Below are 20740 nucleotides of genomic sequence, written 5' to 3'. Positions count from 1 at the left end.
GCAGAACTTTGGGGTGAAAAATGATCTTCTTGGCGTGGGTTTCCGAGTTGGTGATGACACTGGCACGCCCCACCTCAGACCCGGTCCCGGCCGTTGTCGGCACCGCGATGATGGGCGCAATGGCGTCGGCATCCGCGCGGGTCCACCAGTCGCCTATGTCCTCAAAATCCCAAACGGGGCGTGTCTGACCGGCCATGAAGGCGACCATCTTACCCAGATCCAGGCCCGAGCCGCCGCCAAAGGCGATCACCCCGTCATGACCGCCTGCGTTATACGCCGCGACACCAGCGTCGAGGTTCTTTTCATTGGGGTTCGGATCCACATCGCTGAACAGACCCCGGCCCAGACCTGCGGCCTCCATGATATCCAGCGTGGCCGTAGTGATCGGCAGATCGGCCAGCCCCTTGTCTGTGACCAACAGCGGGCGCTTCATGCCGGCTGCGGCACAGGCCTCGGGCAGCTCCTTGATCCGGCCAGCGCCAAACTTGATCGCGGTCGGGTAAGACCAGTTTCCAACAAGGCTCATGATGTTACCTTTTTCAGATGGTAGGATTTGGGGCGCGTCAAGTTGTGATAGCCGATGACCGACAATCCACCTCCTCGCCCGGTATTCTTGCAACCGGTCCAGCACAGGCCCGGGTCCAGATAATCGGCCCGGTTCATAAAGACGGTCCCCGTTTCGATCTGATCGCCCACGCGCGCTGCCCGGTCCACGTCACGGGTCCAGAGACTGGCGGTCAGGCCGAATTCACTGTCATTCATCAGCGCAATGGCTTCGTCGTCCGAGGACACTTTCATAATGCCGACAACCGGCCCAAAACTCTCATCCCGCATCACGCGCATGTCGTGGGTGACATTTGTCAGGATTTGCGGCGTCAGATAAGCCCCGCCATCATCCTCGGGGAAGGGATCGATCTGCGCCACCGCTCCGGCAGCAATCGCCTCGGCAATCTGCGCGCGCACCTCGTCGGCAAAACGGACATTGGCCATCGGGCCCATCGTGGTCTCGGGGTCCAGCGGGTTGCCCAGCTTATAGCCCTTCACGATCTCCACCGCCTTGGCGACGAACGCGTCAAAAAGGCTTTCATGCACGTAAATCCGCTCGATCCCGCAGCAGCACTGACCGGCGTTGAACATCGCCCCGTCGATCAGCGTATCCACGGCGGCATCCAGATCTGCGTCTTCCATGACATAGCCCGGATCCTTGCCGCCAAGCTCAGTGCCGACACCGGTAAAGGTGCCCGCCGCAGCACGCTCCATCGCCTGTCCGCCACCAACCGAACCGGTGAAGTTCACAAAATCAAACGCATTGCCCGCGATCAGATCGTTGGTCACATCATGGCTCAGGAATACATTCTGGAACACATCCTCAGGCACACCTGCCGCATGGAACAGCTGCGCCATCCGTTCGCCCACCAGCAGTGTCTGGGTGGCATGTTTCAGGATCACGGTGTTCCCGGCAATCAGCGCGGGAGCCACCGTGTTGATCGCGGTCATGTAAGGATAGTTCCAGGGCGCAACCACAAACACGACCCCGTGCGGGATGCGCTTGATATAGCGTTTAAAGGTTTCGTCCTCATCCACTTCGATATCGGCAAGTGACGTCTCGGCAATCTGCGCCATATGGCTGGCGCGCTCGTTAAAGCCACCAAACTCACCACCGTAGCGCACGGGACGCCCCATCATATGGGCCAGTTCGGGAACGATCTCGTCATTCATCGCACCGACGGCTGCCACGCCCGCCATCACAAGATCGATACGTTCCTGCAACGGCCGCGCCGCCCAAGCTGTCTGCGCCGCCCGCGCCCGTGCCGCCGCCTCAAACGCCGCCTCACGCGTCAGAACCTCACGTTCTGCAAAAACCGACCCATCATTCGGCGAGACACATTTCAACATCTGCCCCATCTTCACTCCATTTCCGAAAGAAACAGGATCCCCTGCTTCATCTGGCCACAAATATCCCGGGGGTCTGGGAGCAGAGCCCCCAGCCTGCCCCGACCCGTCTCAAGCCCGCTCGAACCCGCGGGCAATCTCCCAATCCGTCACCACGCGCTCGAACTCTTCGATTTCGACCTCAGCTGCACGGGCATAGTGGTCGACAACCTCATCCCCCATGGCGGCCCGCAGCATCACCGAACCATGCAGCGCATCACGCGCTGCACTCAGGTTGCCCGGAATCATACCCGTGTCGCCCTGATAGACATCGCCCTTGGTTGGCGGCTGTAACTCCAGCCCTTCCTCAATCCCTGCAATCCCTGCGGCCAGCATTCCCGCCATTGCCAGATAGGGGTTCATGTCCGAGCCCGGTATGCGGCACTCAACCCGCACCGCTTTGGTCCCATCACCACACAGCCGAAAACCCGCCGTGCGGTTGTCCACCGACCAGATGATCCGCGTCGGCGCAAAAGTGCCCTTCATGAAGCGCTTGTAGCTGTTGATGTAAGGGGCCATGAAATATGTGTAATCGGCGGCGTGTTTCAGCAATCCGGCCATATAGTTCTTCATCAACCCCGACATCCCGAGCGAATCTTTTTCGTCGAAAAAGACCGGCACCCCGTCCGCCCAAAGCGACTGATGCACGTGGGACGAACTGCCGACCTTCTCGTGATGCCATTTCGGCAGGAACGTCGCCGCATGGCCATGCTGCCATGCAATCTCTTTCACCGCGTTCTTGGCGATCGAGTGATATTCGGCCGTCTCCATCGCAGGTGCATACTTGATGTTCAGTTCTTCCTGTCCGGTCTCGGCCTCACCTTTCGAGTTCTCGACCGGCAGCCCCGCATCCCACAAATGATTGCGGATCGGACGCATCACATGCTCTTCCTTGGTGGTCTGAAGGATGTGATAGTCTTCGTTGTAGCCTGAGATCGGCTCCAAATCGCGGAAACCCTCCTTGCGGATTTCATCAAAGCTCTTCTCGAACAGGAAAAACTCCAGCTCGGTCGCGCACATGGCGTCATAGCCCATGGCCTTCAGGCGATCGACCTGCTTCTTCAGGATTGACCGCGGCGCATGAGGCACCTCCTCATGCGTGTGGTGATCCAGCACATCGCACATCACCATCACCGTGCCTTCAAGCCACGGCACCGGACGCAGCGTGCTCAGATCGGGTTTCATGACATAATCGCCATAGCCCCGCTCCCAACTCGTCGAGGCGTAGCCATCCGGCGTTGCCATCTCAAGATCGGTGGCCAGCAGATAGTTGCAGCAATGGGTTTCTTCCCACGCACCCGCCACAAAATGGCCCGCGTGGAACCGTTTGCCCATCAGGCGACCTTGCATATCGACCATACAGACCAATACCGTATCAACCTCACCCGCAGAAACCTGCGCCTTAAGATGCTCGAATGTTAAAGGTGCCGTCACGTTGCACTCTCCTTGATCGGAATGTCTTTCAAAGCCGGTTCCAACAGCGTCAGGATGTCCCGCGCCATCTCGGCGATCTGTGTGTCAGTGCGCATCAGATCGTTGCGCACTTCGATCATCACATTCGCCAGCCCGCGACTGAGCGCATGTAACTTCAACGAATGGGTCACCCCATCCGTCGGTCCATAGGGTTCGTTTCGTTCCACGCGCCGGTGCGGAATGTCCCCCGCACGGCGGAGCATGGCGTCTACCAGGCGGCTATCGTCATCATGTAGCAGACCAACTTCAACACCGCGCGGTTGGCCATAGAAGATCGGGGTGAAGGAATGCACCGTCACCACCACCGTGTCGGGCCCGTGTTTTTCCAATTCAGCAGTCACGGCTGCACAAAACGGACGGTAAACCGCGTCCGTGCGCGCATCGCGTTGCAACTGCGTCAGCCCGACATTGCCCGGCACCTCGATCAACTCGGATTTTTCGGGCATGGCGCTGGCTGCCTTTGGCGGCCGGTTGCAGTCATAGACAAGGCGCGACACGGTCGAAGTCACCGCCGCCGCATCCAGCGCCTGCGACAACACCCGGGTCAGCGCGAGCGCGCCGGGGTCCCAAGCGGCATGGCTGTCGCGGTCGGCATCGGACAGGCCGAGGCCGTTATATTCCGCCGGTATCCGGTTGCTGGCATGTTCGCATAGCAACACGACGCGCCCTTTACCGTCGGGGTTGATGATTTCAACTGGTCTGGTTTCCATGTGCCCCTCCGTTAAACCGATTGCCCTGCGTGAAGCACATCCAGCAACTCGGCATGAAGCGCGGGTGTTGCGGCCGAGATCACGGCCCCATCGGAGTCAAGCGTCAGTGGTTTGCCACCCCAGTCCGTCATGACCCCACCGGCCGCTTCGATCAGAGGCGACAGAGCGAGGTAGTCATAGGGTTGCAGATCGTAGTCCACCACTGCGTCCACATGGCCAGCGGCCAGCAGAGCGTGGGGATAGCAATCATAGGCAAAGCGTCGTGTCTGGCCTGACTGCATCAGACGGTCGAATACCTTGGGATGGTCGCGGTAAATCTTGTCGCCTTCATTCACGAACAGGATCGCCTGATCCAGCCGCGTCTGGTCCGAAACATGGATAGGCTGATCGTTCAGCGTCGCTCCCTTGCCGACGACGCCCACAAAGGTTTCATCAAGTGCAGGCATCCCGACAACACCCAACTCGGCTTGACCCTCGTTCAGATGCGCAAGAAGGAAACCGAACAGAGGGTGCCCCGACAGAAAGGACCGGGTGCCGTCAATGGGGTCGATGACCCACATATGACGGCCATCGCCCATGTCCTTGCCTTCTTCCTCCCCGAACACACCGTGATCGGGGAAGTGTTGTTTCAGATAGGTGCGCACCTCGGTTTCGACTTGCTTGTCGGCCTGCGTTACCGGGCTTTCATCGGACTTGAACTCGACCCCCAGCCGCCCGCGAAAGTACCGCATCGCTGCGTCCGAGGCTACTTTCGCGACCGCCTTTGCGTGGTCTTCCAGTATGTTGGTGCCCAACATCATTCGATCCTTACGCTTTGATGCGTTCCATCTTGGGGTCGTAGAGCGGCTGCAATGTCACGTCACAGGAAACCCGCTCGGTCGCGACTTCAAGCTCATAGCTGCCCGAAGTGACGTAATCCGCATCAACTCCGTCCGCATTGCGGATGTAGCCATATCCGATTGACTTGTTCACGGTGTAACCATAGCCGCCCGAGGTCAGCCAGCCTACGCGCTTGCCATCGCGATAGATGGTCTCGCGCCCTTGCAGCACAATATCGGGGTCGACGGTAAAGCAGGCCAGCATCTTGGCGACGCCCTCGGCCTTTTGCTTTTCAGCTGCTGCGCGGCCTTTGAAGTCGATGTTTTTGCGCAGTTTCACGGCCCAGCCCAGCCCGCTTTCGAACGGGGTGTGGTCGGGTCCGATGTCCGAGCCCCAGGCGCGATAGCCCTTTTCAAGCCGCAGCGATTCAATCGAGCGATAGCCCGCATTGACCAGACCATGCGGTTCGCCCGCCTCTTTGAGCGCATCATAGACGGTTTGGGCATATTCCACCGGCAGGTGCAGTTCCCAGCCTAGCTCACCCACGTAGGTCACGCGCAGCGCCTTGACCGGGCAACCGGCGATGCCGATTGTGCGGATCGTGCCGAACTTGAACCCCTCATTCGACACGTCATCACGTGTCACAGCAGACAGGATATCCCGTGCTTTCGGGCCCATCAGCGACAGAACCGCGTTGGACGAGGTGATGTCGAACAGCTGACAGTTCATGCCTTCGGGAATATTGCGGCTGATCCAGTCGAAATCATGGGTGGCAAAGCCGGTGCCGGTGACGATGTAGAGCTCGTCATGCGCCACACGGCCAACGGTCAGGTCACATTCAATGCCGCCCTTGTCGTTCAGCATCTGGGTATAGACCAGCGCGCCCACAGGCTTGTTCACGTCATTGGCGCAAATCCAGCTCATCGCGGCCAGTGCATCCGGCCCTTTCAGCGAAAACTTGGCAAATGAGGTCTGGTCATACAGCACCGCCGCCTCGCGGGCGGCCTTGTGTTCGCGGCCCACGGCGTCAAACCAGTTCTGGCGGCCAAAGCTGTAAACATCCTTGGCGGTCTCGCCCAGCGACGCATCCGCATACCAGTTCGGACGCTCCCAGCCCAGTTTTTCGCCAAAGCACGCGCCCTGATCCTTAAGCGTGTCATAAAGCGGCGACTTGCGGCAGGGGCGGCCAGAGTCGTGTTCCTCATGCGGCCAGGCCATCGTGTAATGTTTGCCATAGGCCTCGACCGTGCGGGTGCGGACCCAGTCAGTGTCGAAATGCGGGCGGCCAAAGCGGCGGATATCGGCAGACCACAGGTCAAACGGCGGCTCGCCATTGTGGACCCATTCGGCCAGCGCCATACCTGCCCCGCCCCCGGCGGCGATGCCAAAAGCGTTGAAGCCCGCGCCGACAAAGAAGTTGTTCAGCTCTGGTGCCTCACCAATGATGAAATTGCCGTCGGGTGTAAAGCTCTCCGGTCCGTTGGTGAGGGTCTTGACACCCGCATTTTCCAACGCCGGGACCCGCCCCAGCGCCAATTCCATCAACTGCTCGAAATGGTCAAAATTGCTGTCCAGCAAGGTATAGTGGAATCCCTGCGGAATACCGTTGGTGGCCCAGGGGATCGGGTTGGGCTCATAACCGCCCATGACCAGACCGCCGACTTCTTCCTTATAGTAGGTCAGGCGGTCAGGGTCGCGCAGTGTGGGCAGGTTCGAGGGCACTTCGAACGGTTCGGTGACCATGTACTGATGCTCCATCGGCACCAGCGGCACGTTGACGCCGAACTTGCCCGCAAAAGTGCGTGTCCACTGGCCTGCACAGCAGATCACCTTTTCGCATTCGATCCGGCCATGTTCCGTGATCACGGCGCGGATCTTGCCGTCTTCGATCTCGATATCGGTGACTTTGGTATCCTCAAAGATCTTCGCCCCGGCCAAGCGCGCGCCCTTGGCCAGCGCCTGCGTGATGTCCGACGGGTTCGCCTGACCATCGGTCGGCAGATAGGCGGCCCCGACAACGTCCGAGACATCCATCAGCGGCCACAGCTCTTTTGCCTCAGACGGCGTCAGCAACTGCATGTCCAGACCAAAGGAATGCGCGGTGGTAGCCTGCCGTTTCACCTCGGTCCAGCGTTCCTCGTTACAGGCCAGGCGCAGACCGCCATTCATCTTCCAGCCGGTGCCAAGGCCGGTTTCTTCCTCGATCTTGTTATACAGATCAACCGAATAGCCCAGCAACTGGGTGATATTCGCGTTCGAGCGCAGCTGGCCCACAAGACCCGCGGCATGGAATGTCGTGCCCGAGGTCAGCTTTTTGCGCTCCAGCAGCACCGTATCGGTCCAGCCCAGCTTGGCCAGGTGATAGGCGGTCGAGCACCCGATGATGCCGCCTCCGATAATGACGGCTTTGGCTGTTTTGGGAAGGTCGGTCATATCTGTCCTCAGGTGTTTTTAAAGTCTGTCAGGGCCGCGCGGAACCGCGCGAGGTTCTCGGCCGAGTAGGCCGCATAATCAAAGTCGATCTCCGAGGTGATCTCGGACACCATGCTCCACATCGTTTCGCGCAGGAGCGAGGCGCATTTCATTGCCGTATAGCGGTGGCGCAGATCGTCGGTGACGGCGGTTTCGAAGTAGGTTTCCAGCACCCAGTCTTCCTGTTTGGGCGACAGGCCGTTGTTCGAGGCCAGACCGCCCAGATCAAACAGCGGGGAATTGAAGCCCGCATAGTCGAAATCGATCAGCCAGAGCCGGTCGCCATCATCCAGAAAATTACCGCAGAGCAGATCATTATGGCCAAAGACCATGTCATAAGGCCCCGCCTCGCGTTCCAGCTCAGCCCCTGCGGCGACAAGATCGGGGATCAGCGCCTCATGCGCGCTGCCGCGTTCCGTGAGCGTGGCGGCATAGTCGCGGATGACGTGAAACACCCAGAACACCAGCGACGGACCGCGCAGATATTTGGGCACCTCTTGATGGCAGTCTTTCACCAGTTGCAGAACGCGCGGCAGCATCTCGGGGTTGCGCACATCCTCTTCGCTGAGCGTCCGGCTGTCGATAAATTCCAGCACCGTCAGGTCGCCCGCTGCATGGACCACCCCCGGTGACAGGCCCGCGTCATGGGCGGCCTTGCTGGCGGCCAGCTCGTTGAACCGCATCACCTGATGCAGTGGAATGTCATCGCCGACACGCACCACGTAAGAGCCTTTGGTGTCGGTCACCTTGTAGTTCACATTGGTGATGCCGCCGGTCAAAGGCTGTGCCGAAATCGCACCATCCCAGATGGGCAGATCCTGAATGCGGGCCAATAGATCGGATTGGGTCATGTCAGCTCTCCAGTCCAAAGCGAATGCGGGCCTGACGCGCCCCGGCATTGATCAACCGGTCGGCAATGATGGCGATGAAGGCGATGGACAGACCAGCCACAAGGCCCCGGCCCGTATCCGCCTTGGTCAGCGCGATATAGACCTCCTGCCCCAGATCGCGGGTACCGACCAGCGCGGTGATCACCAGCATCGACAACGCCAGCATGATGGTTTGGTTGATGCCCAGCAGAATCTCCGGCAGGGCCATCGGCAGACGGATATGGCGCAACAGCTGCGTGCGGGTACAGCCTGATACCAGCCCGGCCTCGATCAGCTCCTCACTGACCGACCGCACCCCGTGCGCCGCATAGCGCACCGCAGGGGCCAGCGCATACAGGACAATGGCGATCAGGGCAGTGAAGTCACCCACGCGGAACAGCATCACAACCGGGATCAGATAGACAAAGCTGGGCAGGGTCTGCAGCGTGTCGATCAGCAGGTTGATAGCCGTCCCGGCGCGCTTGTTCAGCGCCGCCAGCACACCCAGCGGAACCCCGATCAGAGTGGCCAGGATCACCGATGCACCACACAGATAGACCGTAACCATTGCCTTGGACCACAGGCCCGACACCAGGATCAGCGAGGCCATACTGCCGCACAGCAGCGCCAGCCGCCAGCCACCTGCGTGCCAACCCAGCAGGGTCAACATCGCGATGGCCCAGGGCCATGGAATGCCCAGCAGCACGGTTTTGATCGGGATCATGAACCAGGTCAGGAAGAAGACCTTGATTGCCTCGAAAAAGTCGAAGTAGTTGACGTTCAGATATTCAACAGTGTTGTCCCAAAAGGCACCGGTGGTGATCGTCTGGCTTTCGGGATATTCAAGCAGCAGCGGGGAAAACTGCCCCAGCACCCAGGTCACGACCAGCAGGATCAGCACCAGAACCGTGCGGCGATGACGGGCGACCCAGCTGCCGGGGACCTCATGATGCACCTGCCCCATCCGCTCGGCAAAAGCCTGGCTCAGCCGGTCAACGGCGATGGCAAGAACCACGATGGCGATACCGGCCTCGAAACCCGCGCCAATGTCCAGACGGCGCAGCGCCGCCAGCACATCAAAGCCCAGACCCCCGGCACCGATCATCGAGGCGATGATCACCATGTTCAGGGTCAGCATGATCACCTGATTGACGCCCACCATCAGGCTGTGGCTGGCCGAGGGCACCAGAACGCGCCACATCAGTTGCCGCTGTGTTGTGCCGGCCATGCGGCCGAAATCCAGAATTTCCGAATCCACGGCCTTCAGCGCCAGTGTGGTGATCCGCACCATCGGCGGAGTGGCGTAGATGATCGTCGCAACCAGCGCCGAGATCGGGCCAAAGCCGAACATGAACAGGATCGGCACAAGATAGGCAAAGATCGGGATCGTCTGCATCAGGTCCAGAACCGGCGAGATCACCTTTTCGAAAGTGGGATGCCGATAGGCCAGAATGCCCAGCAACAGCCCGCCGCCCGCGCCAATCGGTACCGCAATCAGGACTGAGGCCAGCGTGACCATCGCGCTGTCCCATTGGCCAAAGACCGCCAGATAGATGAAACAGGCCCCCACCAGCGCAGCCAGCGCCCAGTCGCGGCAATACTGACCCAGCGCAATCACGGCGGTGGTTACCACGATCCAGCTGATCGCGGGCAGGATGACCTGCGCGTCGTTGCCCTGCCCTTTGACGAAGCCATCCGCCAGAAGCGCCAGCACAAATTCATAGGGCTGTTCGATCAGCCAGGCGATGGCGCGGGTCACATCGGTGAACGAGACCGGGCCAATCGCGGCATCCTCGATCAGCCAAGCCATCGCAGAGGAGATATATGTCTTGAACGGGATCACCCAGGCCGAGGGAAACTTGGTCAGCCAGCGCGCATCCAGCGCCTTGCCCAGGTCGCGGCCATAATAGCCCAGAACGATTGTGACCAGCACAAGCGCCAGAATGGTAAACTGGCTACGGCTCAGGCGCGTCATTCCGCATCCCCTTCACCAAACAGCACATGCGCCACGGCTTTACGATCAATCGCACCGACACTCTGGCCATTCTCGTCAACCACGGGCAGAGCCACATCCGATGCAATGATCCGCTCCGCCACGTCCGAGACGCGGGCAGATTGCGCAATGGACTCACCTTCGCCGGTTCCGCCTGCATTCATGACACCACCTACGGTCAGAACCTTCGAGCGCGGGATGTGGCGGGTGAACTCAGCCACATATTCCGTTGCCGGGTGCATCACGAGCTCTTCCGGCGTGGCGATCTGGATGACTTCGCCATCTTTCATGATGGCAATGCGGTCTGCCAGACGCACGGCCTCTTCGAAATCATGGGTGATGAAAACGATGGTCTTGTGCAGCCGCTCCTGCAACCGCAGGAATTCATCCTGCATCTCGCGACGGATCAGCGGGTCCAGCGCCGAGAACGGTTCGTCCAGGAACCACAGATCCGGCTCGGTCACCAGCGACCGAGCGATACCGACGCGCTGTTGCTGACCACCGGACAGTTCGCGCGGGTAATAATCCTCGCGCCCATTGAGGCCAACCAGTTCCACAACCTCGCGCGCCTTGGCTGTGGCCTCGTCCTTGGGCGTGGCCTGAATGGTCAGTGGGAACATGACGTTCTGAAGCACGGTCAGATGCGGCAGCAATGCAAAGTGCTGGAACACCATGCCCATCTTGTGACGACGTATCTCGATCAGCTCTTTCTCACTGGCGCTCAGCAGGTCGACGCCGTCAAATAGCACCTCGCCGCCGGTTGGTTCGATCAGGCGCGACAGGCAGCGGACCAATGTGGACTTGCCAGAACCCGATAGTCCCATGATGATGAAAATCTCACCCTCGGCGATGTCGATATTGGCGTTGCGCACCGCGCCGATAACGCCAGCGGCGCGAATATCGTCACCGGATGGGTTGGATTTCTGTTGCAGCAGCGCGTCAGCGTTCTGGCCGTAAAGTTTCCATACATTACGGCAGGACAATTTTGTTTTGGGTGTCATCAGTGAGGTCCGGTCAGGCGGGGAGTAAGGGCCGGAGCGGGGTTGAGAGCGGGAGACCGCTCCGGCCATATGCAGATTACTTGGGGATCCAGCCGGACCACCGGTCCTTGTTGGCTTCCATCCAATCCGCAACAACAGTGTCAATCTCAACGCCATCCAGATCGGCCTGACCGACCATGGCGCTCATTTCATCATTGTTGATGTTGTAGGCTTCGATGATATCGAACGCGCCGGGCCATTTGTCCTGCAGACCAGACCAGGCGGCTTTCCAGATCGGGCCGCGCGGCTTACCGCAGTCATAGGCCAGGTCTGGGTTCACACCAACCGACGGGTCACTATAGCATTCCGCGGAGTAAGGTGGGAACTCCACAAACTCGCCGTCGTACTTCGCCGGCGCCCAGTGCGGAACATAGACCCACAGCATGATTGGATCTTCCCGCTGATAAGCCGATTCCAGTTCAGCAAATAGGGCTGCGTCAGTGCCGGCATGCACGACTTCGAATTCCAACTCCAGCGCTTCGACACGCTCTTCGTCAAAGCCACCCCAGGTCACGGGGCCGCCCACATAGCGCCCGTTGGGCGACGTTTCGGCGGTGGCGAATTCCTCGGCACAGTCCTTGAGGGCTTCCCAGTTGGGCAGGCCCGGGCAGCGCTCTTTCATGTAGGACGGGTACCACCATTCCTCGATCGCCATCAGGCCGGTTTCACCGACATTGACCACATTGCCAGAAGCCGTCGCCTCATCCAGCGCCTCGCGGCCTGTGGTTTCCCAGATCTCCATCGCCAGATGAAGGTCGCCGGTTTTCAGGCCCGCGAACTGCGCGATATAGTCAGCCTGAACATACTCCACATTGTACCCGGCCTCTTGCAGGATTGAACCCATAATCTTGGTGTTGATCAGCTGGCCAGACCAATCATGCAGCGTGAGCTTGATCGGGTCGGACGATTCCGCAGCCATCACCGAGGACGCAGCCCCCAAGGTCGCGAAAGTCAGTGCCAAGAATTTCTGCTTTTTGTTCATATTACCTTCTCCCTGTCGAGGTTTGTGAATCAGTGTTGTTTTTAGAAAGATGAGCATGGTGTGGTGTTTTGTGTCAAGAAAAACCACATAAAGCCATAAATAATATCTAATGGGGCATCATAAGCCGCTCAAAAAGAAGGCAATGTTGCTTTTCGTGGGTATTGTGGTATCTGTCGATTGATTTAAAATGAGATCATTCAGGCGCGAATACATGAACCTCAACACAACCAATCAGCGTGAAGAAGAAATCATGCGGGAGCTTATTCGCTCAGGCGGGTCCTGCCGTGTGAGTGTTCTTGCCAACCAGCTGGGTGTGACGCTTGAAACCATCCGGCGCAATGTTCGCAACCTTGAAGACCGCGCGCTTGTACGCAAGGTGCATGGCGGCGTTCACCTACTAGAAGAGGTCCTTGAACCGACGCTGGAAACCCGGCTGGATACCCAGGCGGACTCAAAAGACAAACTGGCCCGTGCGGTTGCTAAAATCATCAGTGACGGGGATTCACTATTCCTCGATATCGGCTCCACGACGGCTTATGTTGCTACCGCACTTAAGGATCACAGCGATCTGTTTGTTGTAACCAACTCGGTCTTTGTGGCGCATAAACTAGCGTCGCGGAACAATAACAAGGTGTTCATGGCTGGGGGTGAACTACGACCCCATGACGGCGGGGCCTTCGGGATCGAAGCACAAGAGCTTGTCAAACGCCTGAACGTCCGCTTTGCCATCCTCTCAGTGGGCGCGGTCAATGCCGAGATGGGGTTCATGCTGCATGACCTGCAAGAAGCCAATCTGGCGCGCCTTGCTATCGACAACGCTCAGATTCGTGTTGTGGTCGCCGACAGCGAAAAACTGGGCAAGCGAGCCCCTGTAACACTGGACGCTCTGGGAAAGATCGATGTCCTGTTCACCGATGCCAGGCCGGATGCAGCGATTTCCGAGATGTTGTCTGTGAACGAAATCGATCTTGTCTGCGTGGACTGATTTGGCTTTCGCAAAACATTGCACAAGACAGTCTACCGAAATATGACATCCGGCGCATCACCGATGGTACCGCCCTTATCGCTGAACCTTTGATCAATGAAGGATGTGACAAAGACGAGCTTATCGGCCACAACAGGCCCACGCAACTTACGATCAATCCCATGCTACTCATGAATCAAGTCTTCTGAAAAGACGCTATTCGATCTTGCGACGTCTGAGCCCCTCTGACTAAGCTTATCGCTCACCAGCCATAGGCATCGTGATGATGGAACGCTGGCCAATCATGCATTAAAGACACCACAGCACCAATCAGATGAGGCCACTCACAGAGTCGCAGCAGGAAAGGCAAGGAACAAGAGGTGACTAATGCCTGATCCATACTTCTCAGAGCTAAAGTACCTCGGTGGTGCGTCACTGGACTTTGTCGAAGTCGCAGTCGACCAGGGCACGGACATATCAGATCTTCAAATCACAGTTTATTTTGCAGATGGAACAATTCGGTCCACAAATACACTAGTCGGCATCACCCCAACAACCGTTGCCGGAAAAGACGTATATTTAATCGACACAAACTCTTCTGGTACGTTTACGGGGCTAGCCCTCAGTAACGGGATCTCACTGTCTGACAACGGTAGCGGAACGGTTTACTCATTCTTGTCATTCACCGATACTGCCGCGCCCGTGACAGCCACCGAGGGGCCCGCCAGTGGATTAACATCAACGGAAATTGGCAGCGCTGGATTTGGATCATCTCTGGAGTCCAATGACGGGGCCTCCTACACACTCCAGACAAATCCTACACCGGGGTCGATACCATGCTTCGTCAAAGGCACTCAAATTGCATTGCCAAATGGGCTTAGTGCTCCAATTGAGGATTTAAGAGAGGGTGATCTAGTTTTTACAGCAAACAATGGGCCTTCGAAAATCAAGTGGATTGGCCGCAGAGCTTTGTCGAACTTACACTTGCAAGAGAACCCAAAGCTATATCCAGTGCGCATTGCGGCAGGGAGCTTAGGAAATGGCCTTCCCAAAAATGACCTACTCGTCTCGCGGCAGCATAGGATGCTTTTGCATTCGCAAATCGCAAAACGAATGTTTGGGCAAAGTGAAGTCCTTGTTGCCGCTATCAAATTGACAGGGCTCAGTGGTGTGTTTTTGGACGATTCAGCTGATTCAGTCGAATACTATCACCTGCTGCTCGACAAGCACGAGATTGTCTATGCCAATGGCGCCCCCACAGAGAGCTTGTTCTTGGGGCCCGAGGCGATTGGATCGATCGACTCCAAAGCCCGTGCCGAAATCCTATCCATTTTCCCGGAAGCCGATAGGTTGAGCCATGCACCTACACCTGCAGCCTTAATTCCTTGCGGAAAAAGCCAGAAACTACTCATTGCCAGACATCTGAAGAACAGCAAGCCTTGTCTATGCTTTGCTGATAAAGAAGCTTCTCGCCATGCTGAGGACGTGCTTCAAGCTGATAGCCGCGGTGGAAAATAGACTGCGCATTCCACATCCAAAAAGATGCTCCTTGGACCTATAGCATTTCCCGCTGCCCTAAGTGCTTGTCGAGGCCCCTTTCGCTCGAAAGCGGTCTATACGATCAGTTGGAGAGCATTGACGGATTGTTCAACTTGAATGGCATCGTGATCGATCAGTACGTGGGAGAAATCCGGCTGCAGCGTCTTCGCAATCAACTCATATTTGACAGCTAACAAGTGAACTGATGCGCTGACAAATACTTCAGCGCCTACTGCAAATGCTATCCTTTCCCAGAAACGCAGGCGCAGAGGTTGTGATTTTATAGCTCAAAACCTCATCGGTGGTCATCCAATGGATATCTTCAACTGGGGCAGCCTCCAGCGTAAACCAATAGAAGTCGCGGGGGATGCCCATGGCGTTGTAGTAAGCCAGATAGGGTTGATGCAGCGGATGGGATCGGGACAGTTTGTCCCCCTGAAGGCCCTCTAATGCACCCCAACTGTGCACTCCGACGCACGCACCATCCTCTAGCGTGCGGCTGATACCCGCCAAAAACAAATCGGTTCCTCCAGATGCGACCAAACCATCAGACGGCACACGGGTTGCGAAACCTGCATTGCGTACGAATTGGCTAAATCTCAGATTGGCTGCATCATCCGCCGAACCGTCGATCACTTGAAGAACCAGCGTGTCGGCATTCGGAGCCTGGCGCATTGCCTGTTGGAACCGATCAAGGGTGGTGTGGTCAATTGTGCCTTGTGCGACAATCTCGGTGTCCTTCGCCTCAAAAACAACCGGGTCATAATCGAATTCTGCACAGGCGCCTGGGCCGAATAATACAATCAAGCTGATTAAGAGCTTTTTCATGTGAGGGGTATCCTTGACCAAATTGTCTGATTTCTGATGTTTTGCCTTAACCCACAGCTATGCTTCATGGGTTGTGCAGGGATTGTTGTTGCTCACCCGGATGAGGTAAGTTCAGCCAGTGTTGTGCTACATCCGATAGTGCCGAAGCCTCCGAACGGCCGCTCGTTGCGCCGACCAAAATCGCCAGCGAAAGAACCAGTTGGCGCGAACTGAGTAGTTTCCAAATTGTGTTCATGGCTTCTTGCGGGTTAAGAAAACGTAGATGCATTGATGGCTGTTCCTAAAAGCTTCAGAAATTGAAACTTATGCCAAGCGCATAGGTCAGACTGTCCCGTTGCCGGGTCAACGGACTGTTACGCGCGTCCCCCAGAAGAACCGAATATGTGACTTCGCCGGTGATCCCCCAGTTGCGGCCCAAGGGCTTTGCGAACCCGATGGTCGCATCGACTGATTTGAATCCCGAACCCGCGTCGAACGTGCGCAATCCTGAGCTGGCCGATTGAACCGCCGTCACTCCGAAGAAAGACTGACCATAGTTCGAATCCGCCCAATCCAGCGAGAGGCCGCCGGTGATCACCAGCCCTTCATCGTCGATACGATTGCCTGTCTGCCGCAGACCGCCCGTAATAACTCCGAACGGTACGTCGGATTGCAAACCCAGGCTGACAAGCGTTCCTTCCGAGCCTTTGGTGAATCTGGTGACATCGATCGTCGCAACGGCGACACCCAGATCGTATTGACCACCCAACGAAACTGTAAGCCCGGCGTCAATATCACCCAATCCGCTGAGTGCGGCGCTGTCGGATTCGTCGCGCCCCCCGCCATACCCCAATCCAATCGTGGCATTGTAGGGCTGATCGTTGAACAAAAACAATTCAACCCCACCTGAGGAAATCGCAAGCCGGTCGCGCCAGATCGCCTGCAAGCCAGGCTGAAAACCGGTCTCGAACTGGTCCGAACCTTCATATTCAGGTGAGCGTTCAATTCCTACCCCGACAAAGAAGTCCCAGTCTTTTGACAGGCTCCGCGCGTCCGAGACGGTTGGGTCAAAAGCGAGAATAAGAACAGGGATACTGAAGATGCGTTTTGAACAGGAAAGCATTATGACGAGGTCCATCTGTTGAGCTGTCGTTGCTCTTGTTCTGGACCCGAAGTTTCACAAGTCTTTGCCACGCAGGCATGAGTTTGTAATCAATTGTATCATCAATGGCCTTTGATACAGTTTGATACACTGAAGTGGTTGCATGCGACCTGCGCTGCGTTAGCTTTCGGGAAAGAGACCCTGATCGTTTACTTGCAATGTCCAGCCCCCATCTTCTGATCGTTGACGATCACAAAAGCATACGGGATCCGCTTGTCGATTTTCTGCGCAAGCACGGCTACCGCGTTACCCCCGCATCCAATGGGAAAGAGGCATTTGCAGCATTGAAGCAAGAGAATATTGATCTGGTGGTGTTGGATATCATGATGCCGGGTGAAAGCGGCCTTGATATCTGTCGCAGGATACGCGAGACGACGGACACAGCCGTTATCCTTCTGACCGCCGTATCGGATGAACTGGACAAGGTCATCGGGTTGGAAATGGGCGCTGATGACTATGTCACCAAACCCTTCAACCCGAGAGAGCTTGTCGCCAGAATAAGGGGCGTGCTGCGGCGGGTGAACAGCTTGCCGCGCAGTTACTCAAAGCTTGATGCTGGCTCTGTCTTGTTCGGCGACTGGAGGCTGAACACACAAACGCAGACTCTGGTCCACTCGGTCTCGCCCGGCCAACCCATCGCGCTCAGCAGTATCGAGTTTCGCCTGTTGTCGACCTTTTTGCGGCACCCGCATATACTTTTGACGCGTGATCAGTTGCTGGATCATGTCAGCAACCGCGAGGCCGCGGTCTTTGACCGCAGTATTGATAATCAGGTCAGCCGGTTGCGCAAAAAACTTGAGGCCGATCCCAAGAACCCGACCTACATCAAAACTGTTTGGGGTAGCGGGTACCTGTTTTCCTGCGATGTGATCAAGCCATGATCCTATGGCCGCGCACTCTCACCGGCCGGTTTCTGGCCCTGACGATCGGCGCGGTTTTTCTGGCGCAGGCCATCGTTCTGCTTTTGCTGTTTGTCGATACTGACAACCGGATCGCACAATATGAAGACGACCAAATCCTCGGTCGGATTGTGTCGATCTACCAGTTCAGCAGCCAGGTCGATGCAACCTCAAGGCAACGTATTCTCGAAATCGCCTCGGATCTGGACGTTACGTTCGAAGCAGCATCCAGCGCGCGCGGGAAACCGCCTGCCGAGGATGATCTGATGAGTCTTCGAGCCTTTACTGAACTGCCTGATGTTCCCGTTTTTGTTGGTTTTGGTCAGGCGTCATTCCCAGAAATCCTGATGATGTGGGTTAACGGCAGGCTCGATCAATGCCTGCTGTTGAAGGGTCAACCTCTGATCGAAGCCGAGTGCCCATATTGGCAAACGTCCCTTCAATATCCTGACAAGACATGGATGACCGTAACATCGCTGGCTTTTGATGGCTTCAGCGTCGCGCTTATTCCTTTGTCCATTTCTGTGTTGTTGACTCTGACAGGGACAACACTTGTCCTGATTTTCCTGACCCGGCGGATCACGGCGCCGCTGCGCAGTATTAAAGAGGCTGCGGATAAGATCGGGCGGGGTGAAGACGTTCCAGCTTTGCCAGAGGGTGGGCCACTGGAACTGTCGTCCGTAATCGTCGCGCTGAATACAATGCAGGAACGCATATCGCGCTTTGTTCAGGACCGAACCATGATGCTGGCCGCAATCAGCCATGACCTGCGAACACCGATTACGTCGTTACGATTGCGTGCGGAGTTTATCGAAGATCAGGGATTGAAGGACAATATCGTCGAGTCATTGGATGACATGCAGGTCATGGTCGAGAGCTTTTTGCAATTTGCGCGGCAAGATGCATCGAGCGATCCCCATCAGGACATTGACCTTGTTGCGATGTGTCAGCGGCTGGCAGATCAGACTGAGAGAGTGACGTTTTCAACCTCTCAACCCGACTGTTGGGTTGTTGGACCAAAGTCAGGTATGAAACGCGTTTTGAACAATTTGGTCTCAAACGCGGTCAAATATGGCAAAGAGGCACAGGTGCATCTGGAATGTGATGCGAAAGACATCTGTATCACAATCGACGATGGTGGCCCCGGCATCCCGGAAAAGCACTTCGAAGACGTGTTTGCACCCTTTGCCCGTTTGGATCAGGCGCGGTCGGTTGCCGAAGGCTCAGTCGGGCTTGGGCTATCAATCGCAAGGTCCATTATGCGTAAACAGGGTGGTGACATTCGCCCACAGACTCTAACGGACGGTTTTCGGATGATAATCACCTTGCCACGCGAACAAAGTGAATGATCGTGTTGTTTCCCCTAGTGTAGCCCACATAGCAGTACTGAACCTCATATCTGCTGTTAAAACCCCGACGCCAACTCGAGAAGCTGATAGATGTACATACGCTTCGTATATGCTAAAACAGTTCAAGGAATGCGCTCTCGCGAAGGCTTCTTTCAGGCAGCAGGTGAGTTTGCGGATAACCCTCTTTCCGATGTGAACACGGTTGCACGCGTGGATGTTTTACGGGAGTGGTTTGCAAAAAACCTTCCGCTTCCAGGGCAGTTTTCCAGGAACTCTACCAAAAGGCGCAACAGCTCTGAAACCAAGGGACTCAGCTGGTTCAAACCATCGGCTACTGAACACATTTCCAGAGCATTTGAGTTGAAGAGCATACTCGATGAATGCGGATACACTATTGATATACTGAAAGAAAAGCGTATCGGATATGTTATTTATGAAGACGAATATCAAATTGTAGCAGAGCCGTTTGCCGACATGAACACTTGATGACTAGACGTGCGTATTGTCGTGGCGCGGTATCAATAGACGGAAAACGCGCACAGGACGGCAAAAGATGCATCCACAGATAGGCAAAACCGATGTGGGTGATGGCCAGCATTGATATCCTGCAATCAGAGCGGAAGATGCGTTGCATAGCTCTGATCGAATTGGCCGATCGAGCACTTTCTTTGATCAGGACTAAGACGGTGAAGAAAACAAGATGCAACACGCTGACGGAGATTTCCGACGTGCTCGAGTTTCAGCTCATTGGCGTGTTGGGTTTTTCAAGGAAAGAGCATGTGATGCATAGAGCACGCAGATTGCTCAGCGGCTTCGGCGTGTTGCTGAGCTTGGGATTGTTTGCCACCCTGGGCTTGAGTTCGCACTTTAGAGCGGAGGAAGTCACTGTTGTTGTACGCACCAACGGCGCGGTCTCATTCGCACTCAGTTTTGTCGATCCGATCGAGACCGGTATATGGTTCAAACAACACAGGTGGACCAAGGAGAACATTGCCTTGGTTGTTGAGGCTGCAGACCGCTGGCTATCGGTCGTTACGGGCGTAGAAGGCCTAAACCAAGAATACACCGTTCATATAGACGTACGCGCAAGCCGTCTGGGCGATACAACAGGTATCGCGGGTGTTGATACGCTGGAAGAAGTATTGCCTGGCCGCTACATGCCGCTGCATGCCGAGATCATTCTCGACAGTGATATTCTAATGGCGGGTTGGGACAACCACGAAGAGCGGCGCTTAACTGTCTTACATGAGTTCGGGCACGCTCTCGGCATCGGGACGGCGTTTTACGTGTTTGAAGACTCGGGAAAGTTCTCTCCTGGGGATTATCCTATTCCGGAGAATTCGCCCAATTCCTCAGTGCGAAATTGGCTGACTTCAGCGCCCGAGGGGTCTAGAGGTCGTGCAGGTCTCGCTTATCGCCAACCACATGGTGTTTCCGCGTACAGGCTAGTTTCCGGATTGGAACTCGATTTCCTGCCCATGGACCCTTATGGAACACACCCCTACTATACCACTGATGACCCCAATGACCCAAGTGGACCCGATGAGGAACGATGGATCCTTGCCGATGGCACAGCGATTATCCCGGTGGATGAGGAGTTGATGACCTTTGGGTCGCGCCTTTCACCAATCACGATAGGAATTCTCAAAGACCTTGGGTGGAAAGTCGATCCAACCCAGGCCGAACCCTATTCGATTGACCGCCCTTGACCGAAGAACACGAACACAAAG

Annotated in this window: 18 protein-coding genes; 6 read left to right on the top strand and 12 right to left on the bottom strand. The window is 56.5% G+C overall.

What is annotated here, in order from left to right:
• The 10 genes from ACR0KM_RS18885 to ACR0KM_RS18840 form a co-directional block, all read right to left on the bottom strand.
• On the bottom strand, nucleotides 1-526 hold a 526-nt coding region (locus ACR0KM_RS18885), incomplete at its 3' end, for an iron-containing alcohol dehydrogenase (protein ID WP_480865544.1).
• Complete coding sequence (locus ACR0KM_RS18880; protein WP_480861793.1) at nucleotides 523-1905, bottom strand: aldehyde dehydrogenase family protein; 1383 nt, start codon at nucleotides 1903-1905, stop codon at nucleotides 523-525. The genes ACR0KM_RS18880 and ACR0KM_RS18885, both read right to left, overlap by 4 nt.
• Before the next feature lie 99 nt (nucleotides 1906-2004).
• Nucleotides 2005-3291: a glutamine synthetase family protein gene (locus ACR0KM_RS18875; RefSeq protein ID WP_480861287.1), complete on the bottom strand. Its 1287-nt coding sequence runs from the start codon at nucleotides 3289-3291 to the stop codon at nucleotides 2005-2007.
• Nucleotides 3292-3362: 71 nt separating this feature from the next.
• On the bottom strand, nucleotides 3363-4115 hold the full coding sequence (locus ACR0KM_RS18870) for an N-formylglutamate amidohydrolase (protein WP_480861202.1): 753 nt from the start codon (nucleotides 4113-4115) through the stop codon (nucleotides 3363-3365).
• Between the two features lie 11 nt (nucleotides 4116-4126).
• Entirely contained in the window at nucleotides 4127-4912 is a 786-nt protein-coding gene (locus ACR0KM_RS18865) for an inositol monophosphatase family protein (protein WP_480861203.1), read from the bottom strand.
• Between the two features lie 10 nt (nucleotides 4913-4922).
• Complete coding sequence (locus ACR0KM_RS18860) at nucleotides 4923-7367, bottom strand: GcvT family protein (RefSeq protein ID WP_480861204.1); 2445 nt, start codon at nucleotides 7365-7367, stop codon at nucleotides 4923-4925.
• A gap of 8 nt (nucleotides 7368-7375) precedes the next feature.
• Nucleotides 7376-8257: a phosphotransferase gene (locus ACR0KM_RS18855; RefSeq protein WP_480861205.1), complete on the bottom strand. Its 882-nt coding sequence runs from the start codon at nucleotides 8255-8257 to the stop codon at nucleotides 7376-7378.
• 1 nt (nucleotide 8258) lies between these two features.
• Nucleotides 8259-10250 carry an ABC transporter permease gene (locus ACR0KM_RS18850; protein ID WP_480861206.1) on the bottom strand — a complete coding sequence of 664 codons (1992 nt, stop codon included), beginning with the start codon at nucleotides 10248-10250 and terminating at the stop codon, nucleotides 8259-8261.
• Nucleotides 10247-11269: a quaternary amine ABC transporter ATP-binding protein gene (locus tag ACR0KM_RS18845; protein ID WP_480861207.1), complete on the bottom strand. Its 1023-nt coding sequence runs from the start codon at nucleotides 11267-11269 to the stop codon at nucleotides 10247-10249. The genes ACR0KM_RS18850 and ACR0KM_RS18845 overlap by 4 nt, the downstream gene beginning before the upstream one ends.
• Nucleotides 11270-11345: 76 nt before the next feature.
• Complete coding sequence (locus tag ACR0KM_RS18840; RefSeq protein ID WP_480861208.1) at nucleotides 11346-12290, bottom strand: ABC transporter substrate-binding protein; 945 nt, start codon at nucleotides 12288-12290, stop codon at nucleotides 11346-11348.
• A 211-nt stretch (nucleotides 12291-12501) separates the two neighbouring features.
• Between ACR0KM_RS18840 and ACR0KM_RS18835 the strand changes: the two genes are divergently transcribed.
• Nucleotides 12502-13275: a DeoR/GlpR family DNA-binding transcription regulator gene (locus ACR0KM_RS18835; RefSeq protein ID WP_480861209.1), complete on the top strand. Its 774-nt coding sequence runs from the start codon at nucleotides 12502-12504 to the stop codon at nucleotides 13273-13275.
• Nucleotides 13276-13641: 366 nt separating this feature from the next.
• The gene (locus ACR0KM_RS18830) at nucleotides 13642-14772 is read left to right on the top strand and encodes a Hint domain-containing protein (RefSeq protein WP_480861210.1); all 1131 of its coding nucleotides are present in this window, start codon (nucleotides 13642-13644) and stop codon (nucleotides 14770-14772) included.
• A gap of 243 nt (nucleotides 14773-15015) precedes the next feature.
• On the opposite strand, the gene ACR0KM_RS18825 is transcribed toward ACR0KM_RS18830, so the two are convergent.
• Both ACR0KM_RS18825 and ACR0KM_RS18820 read right to left on the bottom strand, forming a co-directional pair.
• A complete protein-coding gene (locus ACR0KM_RS18825; RefSeq protein ID WP_480861211.1) occupies nucleotides 15016-15621 on the bottom strand; it encodes a COG3904 family protein in 606 nt (201 codons plus the stop codon).
• 289 nt (nucleotides 15622-15910) lie between these two features.
• Nucleotides 15911-16738 (bottom strand): MipA/OmpV family protein, encoded by an 828-nt coding sequence (locus ACR0KM_RS18820; protein WP_480861212.1) that lies wholly within the window; start codon nucleotides 16736-16738, stop codon nucleotides 15911-15913.
• Between the two features lie 182 nt (nucleotides 16739-16920).
• Here ACR0KM_RS18820 and ACR0KM_RS18815 point away from each other — a divergent pair, with 182 nt between their 5' ends.
• From ACR0KM_RS18815 to ACR0KM_RS18800, 4 genes are all read left to right on the top strand, one after another.
• Nucleotides 16921-17643: a response regulator gene (locus ACR0KM_RS18815; protein WP_480861213.1), complete on the top strand. Its 723-nt coding sequence runs from the start codon at nucleotides 16921-16923 to the stop codon at nucleotides 17641-17643.
• Nucleotides 17640-19010 (top strand): sensor histidine kinase, encoded by a 1371-nt coding sequence (locus ACR0KM_RS18810; RefSeq protein ID WP_480861214.1) that lies wholly within the window; start codon nucleotides 17640-17642, stop codon nucleotides 19008-19010. The genes ACR0KM_RS18815 and ACR0KM_RS18810 overlap by 4 nt, the downstream gene beginning before the upstream one ends.
• A 90-nt stretch (nucleotides 19011-19100) precedes the next feature.
• Nucleotides 19101-19496, top strand: coding sequence for a hypothetical protein (locus tag ACR0KM_RS18805; protein WP_480861215.1), 396 nt, complete (start codon nucleotides 19101-19103; stop codon nucleotides 19494-19496).
• 101 nt (nucleotides 19497-19597) lie between these two features.
• Nucleotides 19598-20719 (top strand): hypothetical protein, encoded by a 1122-nt coding sequence (locus ACR0KM_RS18800; RefSeq protein ID WP_480861216.1) that lies wholly within the window; start codon nucleotides 19598-19600, stop codon nucleotides 20717-20719.
• Nucleotides 20720-20740: the final 21 nt, after the last annotated feature.

The organism is Ruegeria sp. G10, from assembly GCF_056533645.1.
Note: the sequence above shows the minus strand (reverse complement) of the source record. Positions and strands in the feature narration are given on the sequence as shown.